Annotated in this window: 8 protein-coding genes; 4 read left to right on the top strand and 4 right to left on the bottom strand. The window is 76.2% G+C overall.

Going from position 1 to position 11595, the window contains the following annotated elements:
• Positions 1–56: 56 nt before the first annotated feature.
• The 3 genes from EJA20_RS07540 to EJA20_RS07550 are packed head-to-tail and all read right to left on the bottom strand — an operon-like array spanning position 57 to position 2119.
• Entirely contained in the window at positions 57–530 is a 474-nt protein-coding gene (locus tag EJA20_RS07540) for a hypothetical protein (RefSeq protein WP_129337544.1), read from the bottom strand.
• Positions 527–823, bottom strand: coding sequence for a putative quinol monooxygenase (locus EJA20_RS07545; protein ID WP_129337545.1), 297 nt, complete (start codon positions 821–823; stop codon positions 527–529). Before EJA20_RS07545 ends, EJA20_RS07540 begins: the two co-directional genes overlap by 4 nt.
• Before the next feature lie 51 nt (positions 824–874).
• Positions 875–2119, bottom strand: a complete 1245-nt coding sequence (locus tag EJA20_RS07550; protein ID WP_129337546.1) for a TerC family protein — start codon at positions 2117–2119, stop codon at positions 875–877.
• 165 nt (positions 2120–2284) lie between these two features.
• Between EJA20_RS07550 and EJA20_RS07555 the strand changes: the two genes are divergently transcribed.
• The 3 genes from EJA20_RS07555 to EJA20_RS07565 all read left to right on the top strand — a co-directional run bounded on the left by EJA20_RS07555 (position 2285) and on the right by EJA20_RS07565 (position 6252).
• Positions 2285–3631: an FAD-binding oxidoreductase gene (locus EJA20_RS07555; protein ID WP_129337547.1), complete on the top strand. Its 1347-nt coding sequence runs from the start codon at positions 2285–2287 to the stop codon at positions 3629–3631.
• 68 nt (positions 3632–3699) lie between these two features.
• Positions 3700–3987 carry a hypothetical protein gene (locus tag EJA20_RS07560; protein WP_129337548.1) on the top strand — a complete coding sequence of 96 codons (288 nt, stop codon included), beginning with the start codon at positions 3700–3702 and terminating at the stop codon, positions 3985–3987.
• Positions 3988–4152: 165 nt separating this feature from the next.
• Positions 4153–6252: an EAL domain-containing protein gene (locus EJA20_RS07565; protein WP_164983879.1), complete on the top strand. Its 2100-nt coding sequence runs from the start codon at positions 4153–4155 to the stop codon at positions 6250–6252.
• A gap of 398 nt (positions 6253–6650) precedes the next feature.
• On the opposite strand, the gene EJA20_RS07570 is transcribed toward EJA20_RS07565, so the two are convergent.
• Positions 6651–7793, bottom strand: a complete 1143-nt coding sequence (locus EJA20_RS07570) for a cutinase family protein (RefSeq protein ID WP_164983880.1) — start codon at positions 7791–7793, stop codon at positions 6651–6653.
• A 185-nt stretch (positions 7794–7978) separates the two neighbouring features.
• On the opposite strand from EJA20_RS07570, the gene EJA20_RS07575 reads away from it, so the two are divergent.
• Positions 7979–11332: an esterase-like activity of phytase family protein gene (locus tag EJA20_RS07575; RefSeq protein ID WP_129337551.1), complete on the top strand. Its 3354-nt coding sequence runs from the start codon at positions 7979–7981 to the stop codon at positions 11330–11332.
• The last annotated feature ends 263 nt before the right edge of the window (positions 11333–11595 follow it).

The raw sequence follows: 11595 nt of genomic DNA on the forward strand, positions 1-11595 counted from the left end.
GGACGTGCTCCGTCACCACCCTCGACGACGCAGGGTCCCGAGGTGTGAGGTGCCCCTCAGGGCGCGCGCAGGACGAGGAGGAACTGGCCGCCGCCGGGCTCCACCGCCGCCTCCACCGCCAGGTCGGGCGCGAGCCGGGAGACGCGGTCGACGAGCCAGGCGGCGGCCTCGTCGGCGTCGCCGCGGCTCGGGCACCGTGCGACCACCTCGCGCCCGCCGGAGCGGGCGAGCCGCTCGACCGCGGGGATGATCGGTGCCGGGTCGACGACGAAGAGGTCGGCGCGCCAGGGCACCACGGGCGCCACCGCGCCCTTGCGGGTGTTGCACGCGCGGTGCGCGAGCCGCTCGGCCGCCCCCGCCGGGGCCCGGCCCCTGCCGCGGCCCTTGCCGCCCTTCGACGGCTTGCCGCCGGCGCCGCCGTCGATGCTCGGCCCGCGGTCGGCGTTGACGGAGGCGTCGGGGTCCACGGGCTCGTCGCAGAGCCAGCAGCGCCAGCCGTCGCGCTCGCCGACCTCGTCGAGCGTGCTCACGCCGCCTCGTCGGGGACCAGGAGCTCGACCCGCACGCCGCTGACGAGCGTGCGCACCTCGTCGAGGAAGGCGGCGACCTCCGGCCGCGACTCGTGCGCCGCGTGGGCCTCGGGGTCCCGGTAGACCTCGTAGAACACCCGGGCCAGCGGCGCGTCCTCCACCCGGTGCGTCGCGTAGACGAGGGTGCCGGGCTCCTGGGTGCGGATGCCGGGCAGGACCCCGGCGACGAGGGCGTCGAAGCGGGCCGCGGCCGCCTCGTCGGGGAGGTCGAAACGGACGACGAGGGCGCGCATGCGAGCACTGTAGGGGCAGGCGGGCCCGTACCCCGGCCGGCCCGGGGCGGCTCAGCCCGCGCTGCGGCGGTCGGGCAGGATCTGGGTGGGTCCGGCCGGTGCGGCCTCCCCGCGCCCGACGGCGGCGTCGTGGCTGTCCCGCGCGCGCTGCAGGAGGTCCATGAGCTCCGGCTCGTCGCGGACCTTCTGCTTGTACCTCGGGCCCAGGGCGACGATCTGGTCCCGCTCCTGCAGCAGCGCCCGGAAGATGCGCTCGCGCTCGCCCGGGTCGGCGGTGTACTCCGCGTCGAGGTAGGAGGTGGCGTGGCGGCGGGCGTTGGCGATCGCGTTCTGCGCCTTGCCGGCGGGGCTGAGCAGGGACGCGAGCACGGTGACGACGAGGACGCCGAGGATCACGCCGAGCGAGAGCCCGGTGCTGATCTCCACGACCTCGACCGGCTCCCCGCCGTTGACGAACGGCACGTTGTTCTCGTGCAGCGCGTGCAGGACGAGCTTGACCCCGATGAACGCGAGGATCGCGGCGAGGCCGTAGGACAGGTAGATGAGGCGGTCGAGCAGCCCGTCGATGAGGAAGAACAGCTGCCGCAGCCCCAGCAGGGAGAACGCGGTGGCCGTGAACACGATGTAGGTGCTCTGCGTGAGGCCGAAGATCGCGGGGATGGAGTCGAGCGCGAACAGGATGTCCGTGCCGCCGATCGCGACCATGACGAGGAGCATCGGCGTCAGCACGCGTCGCCCGTCGACCGTCGTGACGAGCCTGTCGCCGTCGTACTCCTCCGAGGTGCGCAGGACCTTCCGCGCCAGCCGGATGACCACGTTGTCCCCGGCGTGGGAGTCCTGGCCCTCCGAGCGCAGCAGGTTGCCGGCCGTCAGGAGCAGGATCAGGCCGAAGAGGTAGAAGACCCAGGCGAAGGAGTTGATGAGCGCCGCGCCGAGGAGGATGAAGCCCGTCCGCGCCAGGAGCGAGAACACGATGCCGAACAGCAGCACCTTCTGCTGGTCCTCCCGGGGCACCCGGAAGCTCGTCATGATGATGAGGAAGACGAAGAGGTTGTCGACGGACAGCGCCTTCTCGGTGACGTAGCCGGCGAAGTACTCCGACCCCGCCTGCGGCCCGGCGAGCACGAGGACGCCGACCCCGAACAGCAGTGCGATGCCGATGTAGAGGGCCGACCAGGTCGCCGCCTCGCGGAGCGTGGGCACGTGCGCCTTGCGCACGTGGAACACGAAGTCGAACGCGAGGAGCGCGACGATCCCGACGACCGTCAGGGCCCACACGACGGCGGTGACCTCCATGCACGTGCTCCTGCCTGGCGACGCCGCGGCGCGAGCCGCCCGTCCCCGCTGCGTCGGCGCGCCGGGGAGGAGCCCCGGCCGGTGACCGAGAGGGTAGGCCCCGTCGAGGGCCCGTGCCTGTCGCCGGCTCTTGGCAGGCGGGCCCCGGCGGGCCAGGCTCGGGGCATGCCGCCGGCCGCCGCCCTCCCCGCCGCCCTCCCCGACGCCCTGCGCGGCGCCGTCCGCGGCGAGGTCCTGGTCCCCGGTGCGCCGGGCTACGACGACGCGCGGGCCGTCTGGAACGCCGCGGTCGACCGGCGTCCGGCCGTGGTCGTCCGGTGCGCCGGGTCCGAGGACGTCCGCGCCGCGGTCCGGATCGCCCGGGAGCGCGGCCTGCCGCTCGGTGTGCGGGGCGGTGGGCACAGCGCCGCCGGGTGGGCCGTGCCCGAGGGCGGGCTCATGATCGACCTGTCCCGGATGGGAGGCGTGGACGTCGACCCGGGGGCGGGCACGGCACGGGTGCAGGGCGGCGCGCTCCTCGGGTCGCTGGACGCCGCGGCGCAGCCGTACGGGCTCGCGACGACCGCCGGGATCGTCTCGCACACGGGCATCGGCGGCCTGGCCCTCGGCGGGGGCGTGGGCTGGCTGGCGCGGCTGCTGGGCACCACCTGCGACAACGCCACCGGGTACGAGGTCGTCACCGCCGACGGCGGGCTCGTCCACGCCTCGGCGGAGGAGCACCCGGACCTCTTCTGGGCCCTGCGCGGCGGCGGCGGGAACTTCGGCGTCGTCACCCGGTTCGACCTGCGGCTGCACGACGTCGGCACGCGAGCCCTCGTCGCGGAGGTGGACCTCGACGCGGCGACCGGCCTCGGGCCGCTGCGGGACTGGCTGGCCACGGCCGAGGTCGCCCCCCGTCGCGCCACCCCGCTGGCCGAGGTGCGGGCGGGCGGCCCGCTCACGCTGGGGTTCGTCTGGGTCGGGGAGCCCGACGACGCCGCGCCGTGGGTCGCGCGGCTCGACGCGCTCGGCACGCCGCTGGCCCGTCGCGTGACGGCGCTGCCCTACCTCGAGCTGCAGCGGCAGTCGGACGTCGGAGCCGCCCACGGCTTCCGCCGGTACATGAAGAGCCACTACCTGCGCGAGCTTCCCGACGCCGCGCTCGAGGCCTTCCTCGCGCACGCCGAGGCCGAGGTGGGCGCGGCGAGCCTCCTCGCCTGCGGCGGCGCGATCGCGGACGTCGACCCGGGCGCGACGGCCTTCACCCACCGCGACGCGCGGTTCGAGTACGACACCGGGGCCCGGTGGGAGGACGCGTCCGACGACGAGCGGCACGTCGCGTCGTGCCGGCGGCTCGCCGCGACGATGGAGCCCTGGAGCGTCGGCGCGTACGTCAACGCGATGGGCGACGAGGGCGCGGCGGGCGTCCACCGGGCGTACGGGGCGGCGACCTTCGCGCGGCTCCGCGCGGTCAAGGGGGCGTGGGACCCGGGCAACGTCTTCCACCTCAACCAGAACGTCCCGCCGGCCTGACCGGCCTCCCGGGTCGTCCGCGCCGCACGCCCCGAGGCCCGGCCCCGGGCCGCGTCTGCCGTGCGCGCGTGCGCGTCCCGGTCCTCCCGCTCGACGCGTCCACGACGCGTCGCTCCGCGGGCAACCCGGCCGCCGTGGTGCTGCTCGACCGTGTCCCGGACGAGGCGCTGCTCGGGGCCGTGGCCGCGGACGGCCCACCGCGCCCTCGTCCCGTACCGGGCGGCACGGACCGGCCGCGACATGCTCCTCGCGTACCAGGCGTCGGCCCGCGGGAGCTGGACTGCCGGCTCGTCGGCGACCGCGTCGAGCTGATCGGCTCCTGCGTGCCGTGCCTCGAGGGCCACGTCGAGATCTGACCGAGCCGCCTCCGGGGCCGGGCCGGGGCCGTCGGTGCACGGCCCGGCTCCAGCACGAGCGCCGTCGCTCCTCCCGCATGCCATGGCCCCGCCGCCCCCGCACCACCGCGACCGCATCCGGACGGGCGTCCACACCGGGCCGTCGCGCACGGCAGGATGGCACCCGTGGAACGGGGGCCGCGCGGCACGCGCACGGGCGAGGGGCGCGAGGCGCACGGCGAACTGGACGGGCTGGTCCGGCTGCCGGGGCGGACGGCACTCGTGCAGGCCGTGGACGCCGCGGCCCGGGCCGGTCGCGAGGCGGTGCTGCTGCACGTCGGGGTCGACGGGTTCCGCGACGTCAACGTGCAGCACGGGCACGCCGTCGGCGACGAGGTCCTCGTCGAGGTCGCGCGGCGCCTGGCCGCGGTCGCGGGCGACTCGCTGGTGGCGCGGCTCGGCGGGGACGAGTTCGGCGTCCTGGTCCTCGGCCGGGGCGCCGCCGACCGCGCGCAGGACCTCGCGGAGCGCGTGCTCGAGGTCGCCGGCGCGCCCTACCCGACCTCCGCCGCGGGTCCGGTGGAGCTCACCGTCAGCGTCGGGATCGCGGCGCCGGCGCGCGGGGCGGGGGAGCGGGTGGTCGTGGACCTCCTCGTCGCGGCGGACACGGCCCTGCACCGCGCCAAGCGCCGCGGGCGCGCCCGGGCGGCGTGGCACGAGCCGTCGGAGGACGCCCGGGACGCCACCGTCGACGACACCCGTCGGGTCGAGCGCCGGCTGCGCCTGGCGCTGCGCGCGGGGGCGATCGACGTGCACTACCAGCCCGTCGTGCAGCTGCCGGGCGGGCGCTGCCTGTCCGTCGAGGCCCTGGCGCGGTGGCACGACGAGGAGCTCGGCACCGTCCCGCCGGACCGGTTCGTCGCCGTCGCCGAGCGCACCGGCCTCATCGTCGACCTGGGCCGCCACGTCCTGGAGCGGGCCTGCCGCGACATGAGCCGGCGACCCCCGACGGAGCCGCCGATCAGCGTGGCGGTGAACGTCTCCCCCCTCCAGCTGTCCGACGAGGAGTTCCTCGCCGACGTCGCCGCGGTCCTGCGGTCGACGGGGCTGGCGCCCGAGCGGCTCTGCCTGGAGGTGACCGAGACGGCGGCGGTCGACGACCTGCCCGCCACCGGCCGCCGCCTGCAGGCCCTGCGGGACCTCGGCGTGCAGATCGCCCTCGACGACTTCGGGACGGGGTACTCCTCGCTGACGATGCTCCGGACTATGCCGATCGACGTCGTGAAGATCGACCGGTCCTTCGTCGCGCACATCACCGGCGACGCCCGCGACGCGCTGCTGGCCCGCCTCGTCATCGACGCCGCGCACGCCCTGGGCATGCGGGTCTGCGCCGAGGGCGTCGAGACGGCGGAGCAGGCGCGGCAGCTCGTCGCGCTGGGCTGCGACCGGGCGCAGGGCTGGTGGTTCGCCCGCGCGGTCGGGCTCACCGACCCCGCGCTGGCCCCGGCCCTCGCGGGGCACCGCCTCGGGGGCCCCGTGGCCGCGCCGGCCGGCCACGCGCCCGTGCTGACCGGGACCGACGAGCTCGTCGTGGTCACCGACCGCGCCGGGAGCGTCCGCTTCGCCTCCAGCGCCGCCGTGGCGGTGCTGGGCCGGGCGCCGGCCGAGATGGTGGGCACCCCGTGGAGGTCGTACCTGCGCCGGCCCGACGACGCCGAGGGCGCGGACGGCGGGTCCGGCGGCCCGGTCCCGGAGGGGACGCACCGCTTCGCGGCCCGGCTGCCGGCACCGGGGCGGCCCCGGTGGCTCGCGGTGACGACCACCGCGCTGCGCGACGAGCAGGGCGAGGTGCGCGAGGTGGTGAGCACCGCGCGGGACGTCACCGTCGTCGTGGAGGGCGAGCGGCGGCTGGCGGCGAACGAGCGGCGGTTCCGGCGGGCCTTCGACGAGGCCCCCATCGGCATGGCGATGACGGGTTTCGACGGGACGTTCCTGCGGGTCAACCGCGCGTTCGCCGAGCTGCTGGGCCGCACCCCCGAGGACGTCCTCGGGAGCACGGTCCAGGACCTCACCGTGCCGGAGGACCGCGCGCACGACGCGGCGAACCTGCAGGAGGCGCGCCGCGGCGACGTGCTGGTGCACGACGTCCGCAAGCGCTACCTGCACGCCGACGGGTCGCCCGTCCCGGTGCGCGTGCGGGCCGCCGTCGTCCCCGGCGAGGACGACGCCCCGGCCTACCTCGTGGCGCACGTGCTGCGCGAGGCGGAGCCTCCGGGCGGCGCCTGACCGGCCGGCGGCCCGCCGGCCGCACTGCCCGCGCGGCGACCGGGTCCGCACCGCGCGGTCCACAGCAGCACCGCGCTCGGACGTGTGACGGGCTGGACGCCCGACGAGCTGCGACGGCGGCCGTCCTGGGAGCTGGTCGTCGCGCCCGACGGCGTCGACAGGGCCCGGAGGACCTCGACCGCGCCCTGCGCGAGGGGTCCGCGCCCTCCCGCGGGGGCGAGCGGCAGGACCGCTGGGGCGGTCGTCGCCGCGTCGTCTCCGAGCGGAGCGTGGTGCCCGACGGCGGCGGGGCGCCCGACGCCCTCGTCGTGATGGGCATGGACCTGACGGACCTGTGGACGTCGGCGGTGGCGGGGGAGGGGTCCTCTGCTGGAAGGTGCCCTCGTCGGGCACCCCGCCTACGCGGTCGTGGCCGACCAGGCGCCGAGCAGCCCGGCGGCCAGTGCGAGGAGGTCCTGCCGCGCGGCGACGGTCACGGTGCTGGCGGGGGGTGGCGAGGTGACGTGCCGCACGAGGCGCTGGACCTGCCGGGCGGCCTGCTCGTCGAAGCCGCGGTCGACGAGGCGCTGCGCGGTCCGCAGGTCCTGGGACACGAGGTAGGCGACGGGCCCCGTGATCTCGCCGTCCGCGCGCAGGGCGTCGTAGAGGGCCTGCAGGTCCGCGAGCGTCGGGGGTGTCCGCGCCAGGTCGGCCTCGGCGAGCGCGGCCGCCCAGGAGCCGTCCTCCTGCAGCCCGGCGACCCCGGCGAGCCCGTAGAGGGCGTGCACGCGCGCCCCCGCGGCCAGGGCCACCGGGTCGGTGAGGACGGCGGGGGAGGCGTCGCAGACGACGTCGCCCGCCTCGCACCGGGAGAGCGTGCGGTCGCTGACCGCGTCGGGGACGTCGGAGCCGTCGCCGGTGAGGCCGGCCGGGGCCAGCCCGAGGCGGCGGGCCAGCTCGGCGAGGCCGATCGCCGTCGGCCCGGCGCTGCCCCGGCGCACCGTCGCCGTGCCGGGGACCTGCGCCGGGTCGGCGGTCAGGACGGTCGCTGAGACGGCGGCGAGCGCGGCGGGGGCGTCGTCGGCGAGGCGGTCCAGGGCGAGGTGCCACACCAGCGCGCCCTGGGAGTACCCGACGAGCACGAGCCGTTGCGCCGGGCACGCGCCGAGGTGCGTGCCCAGGCTCACGAGGGCGGCCTGCGTCCCGGCGGCCACGCTGCCGGCGTACGCGTCCAGGCCCTCCGGGTCGACGCCGCCCGGCCCGAGGATCACCCCCACGGGCACGGCCGGCCACGCGAGGTCCTCGGTGGCCACGGTGCGCCCGGCGGCGGCGAGGTCGGCGACGACCGTGCCGACGACGGTGCCCACCACGGCCCCGCTGCCGGTGACCGGGTCACCCGGTGGGCGCGCGCCCAGCACGAGCACGTCCGCGCAGGTGGGCTCTGCGGGTCCCTCGGCCCGGGCCGCGGGGGCGGACGCCGAGGCGAGCGCGAGGCCGACGGCCGCGGCCAGGAGGGCGGCTGCCGACCTCGACCCCGTCCGTCGTCGGGATGTGACGAGCATGGGGTGGCCTCGATCTCCTGGGTGGGACGTCGTGCGCATCATGCTCCCCGGCCGCCGTGGCGTCGATGGCCCGGCGCCGTCCCGCCGGACGACCGCTGCCGCGTCGAGCGCCTCTTCACCCACCCGTCACGTCACCGCCATCCCACGGTCCCCGCCCCGTCCGCCGGGCGCGGTGTCCTGGTGCCATGGGATCCCCCTCCTCGCGCACCGGTGCGCTCCTGACGGCCACGGCCTCGGCGGTCGCTCTGACCGCCGGCCTCGTCCTCGTCCCGGTGGCGCTCGCCAGCGCCTCCGTCCCCCTGCCGGTCACCGGCAGCACCCGTCTGGCCCCGTTGACGGAGCCGACGCTCGTCGCCCGCGCCACGCTGGACGCCGACTTCTCGGCACCGGGTCCGGACTCCGGCGCCCTGGCGACGCCGGCGAACGGACGCACGGGGCCGTTCCCGGGCCAGGTCGTCCCGGGGTTCTCGGGCGTCGTCGAGGGCGACGACGGCCGGTTCTGGGCGCTGCCCGACAACGGCTTCGGCACGAAGGAGAACTCCACGGACTTCCTCCTGCGGATCTACGAGGTCACGCCGGGGTGGGAGACCGCGGACGGCGGCTCCGGCACCCTCGAGGTGGGGGAGTTCCTCCCCCTGCGCGACCCCGACGGCCACGTGCCGTTCCCGATCGTGAACGAGGCGACGCCCGAGCGGCTGCTCACCGGCGGCGACTTCGACGTCGAGTCGATCGTCCGCCTGCGGGACGGCACCTTCTGGATCGGGGAGGAGTTCGGGCCCTTCCTGCTGCACGTCGACGCGACCGGCGCACTGCTGTCCGCGCCGGTGCCGTTCGTCGGGGGGAAGTCGCCGCAGAACCCGGACCTCGGCGCCGACGAGACCCCGGACGTGCGTGCGTCGCGGGGCTTCGAGGCGATGGCCGTGTCGAAGGACGGGAAGTTCCTGTACCCCATGACCGAGGGCGCCTTCGTCGACGACACGGAGCAGCGCCGCCGCACGATCTACCAGTTCGACCTCGGCACGGAGCAGTACACGGGGACCACGTGGCAGTACGAGGCGGACCGGGACGCGAACGTCCTGGGGGACGCCTTCGCCGTCGGCAACAGCCGCCTCCTGGTCCTCGAGCGCGACGACTTCGAGGGCTCCGCCGCGGTGACGAAGCGGGTCTACTCGATCGACCTGACGCAGACCGAGCCCGACGGCTACCTGCGCAAGACGCTGCTCCTCGACGCGCTCAAGATCGCCAACCCGGACGGCCTCGGCGCCGGTGACGGCTACGGCACGGACGACCCCTACTCCTTCCCGGTGCAGTCGTTCGAGACGATCGTGCAGCTGCGCGACGGCCGCCTCCTCCTCGCGAACGACAACAACTACCCGGGCAACGACGCGCGCGTCACCGGCACGCCGGACGACACCGAGCTCGCCGTGGTGGACCTGCGCCGGGTCCCCGCGGCCGCGCCGTCGGACCTCACCCTCATCGGGCACCGCGGGGCCTCGGGCGAGCGGCCCGAGCACACGCTGGCCGCCTACGAGCGGGCGATCCTCGCCTGCGTCGACCACATCGAGCCCGACCTCGTAGCGACGAAGGACGGCGCCCTCGTCGTCCGGCACGAGAACGAGATCAGCGGCACCACGGACGTGGCCACGCGGCCGGAGTTCGCGGACCGCCGGACCACGAAGACCGTGGACGGGGTCTCCCTGACCGGCTGGTTCACCGAGGACTTCACGCTCGCCGAGATGAAGACCCTGCGGGCGGTCGAGCGCCTGCCCGAGGTCCGGCCGGGCAACACCGCCTACGACGGCCTCTACGAGATCCCGACGTTCGACGAGGTGATCGACCTCGCCCGGCGCTCCGTCTCCTGCGACGGACGCCCTGTCGGCGTGGTCCCGGAGATCAAGCACGGCACCTACTTCGACGGCCTCGGTCTGTCGATGGAGGAGCCCCTGGTCGCGGCGATCGCCGACGCGGGCTGGGACAGCCGCGGCTTCCCCGTCCAGATCCAGTCGTTCGAGGTGGCCAACCTCGTCGAGCTCGACGGCCTGACGACCGTCCGCCTGGTGCAGCTGGTCGACGCCGCCGGTGCTCCGGCGGACAGGGTCGCCGCCGGCGACCCGCTCACGTACGCCGACATGGTCACCCGCGCCGGCCTGCACGACGTCGCGGAGTACGCCGACGTCGTCAGCCTGCAGAAGGACGTCATGATCCCGCGCAGGACCGACGGCACGCTCGGCGAGCCGACCCCGGTCGTCGACCTGGCGCACCGCGTGGGGCTCGAGGTCACGGGCTGGACGTTCCGGAAGGAGAACCAGTACCTGCCGGCCGAGTTCCGCCGGGGCGACGACCCCAACGCCGCGGGCGACCTGGCGGGGGAGATCCGCGCCTTCGTCGAGGCCGGGATGGACAACGCCTTCACGGACGACCCGGCGGTCGCGGTGACCCAGCAGCTGCGGGTGGCCACGTACAACGCCTCGCTCAACCGGTCCGCCGAGGGCGAGCTGGCCACCGACCTCGCCACCCCGGAGGACCCGCAGGCACGGGCGGTCGCGGAGGTCGTCCAGACGGTCGCCCCGGACGTGCTGCTGCTCAACGAGTTCGACGGGGACCCTGCGGGTGTGTCCGCCGGGCTGTTCCGGCAGAACTACCTCGAGGTGCCGCAGGGCGACCAGAGGGCGGTGACCTACCCCTACGCCTTCTGGGCGCCGGTGAACACCGGGGTGCCGTCCGGGTTCGACCTCGACGGGGACGGCACGGTCGGCGGGCCGGACGACGCGTGGGGCTTCGGGGCCTTCCCCGGCCAGTACGGGATGCTGGTCCTGTCGAAGTACCCCATCGACACCGAGGCCGTCCGGACGTTCCGCGACTTCCGCTGGCAGGACATGCCCGGCAACGTCCTCCCGGAGGGCTTCTACTCCGACGAGGAGCTGGCCGGGTTCCCGCTGTCCTCCAAGTCGCACTGGGACGTCCCGGTGACGGTCGACGGGCGCACGGTGCACGTCCTGGCCGCGCACCCGACGCCCCCGACCTTCGACGGTCCCGAGGACCGCAACGGCCGCCGCAACCACGACGAGATCCGCTTCTGGGCCGACTACGTCCGGGACGCGGCGTACGTCTACGACGACGCGGGGGTCCGCGGCGGCCTCGACCACGGCGAGCGCTTCGTCGTCGTCGGCGACTACAACGCCGACCCGGTGGACGGCGACTCCGTCGACGGGGCGATCCGGCAGCTCCTGGACCTCGACCTGGTCCAGGACCCGCTGCCGACCTCGGCCGGGGGCCCGGAGGCGGCGGCGCTGCAGGCCGGCGCCAACGTCGCGCACACCGGTGACCCGGCCCTCGACACGGCGGACTTCGCCGACACCGCTCCGGGGAACCTGCGGGTCGACTACGTGCTGCCCTCGACGACGGTCCAGGTCGAGGACGCGGGCGTCTTCTGGCCCGCCGCCGGGGAGCCGGGCTCCGAGCTCACGGGCCTCTTCCCGTTCCCGACGTCCGACCACCGGCTCGTCTGGGCCGACCTGGGGCTCGACCTCCTGCGCTGACCGCACCCCGACCCCGCGGCCACGCACGAGGGGCGCCCGTCCGACGACGGGCGCCCCTCCCGCATGCGCCCGGCCGTCCCCCCGCGGACGGCCGGGCGCCGCTGTGCCGCCCCTGCTGGACCGGTAGGGGCCCGGAGGCTCGGGAGGGCGACCGGGCGCCGGCACCTCGCCGCGGGCCGCGAGGGCGGGGACGCGCGTCCGAGACCGAGGGGGCGCGACACGGGGCCCGGCCCCGCACGACGGTCGGGGGCGCCGGTCGGCAC

This window comes from Cellulomonas endophytica (assembly GCF_004123805.1).
GTDB classification, from domain to species: domain Bacteria; phylum Actinomycetota; class Actinomycetes; order Actinomycetales; family Cellulomonadaceae; genus Cellulomonas; species Cellulomonas endophytica.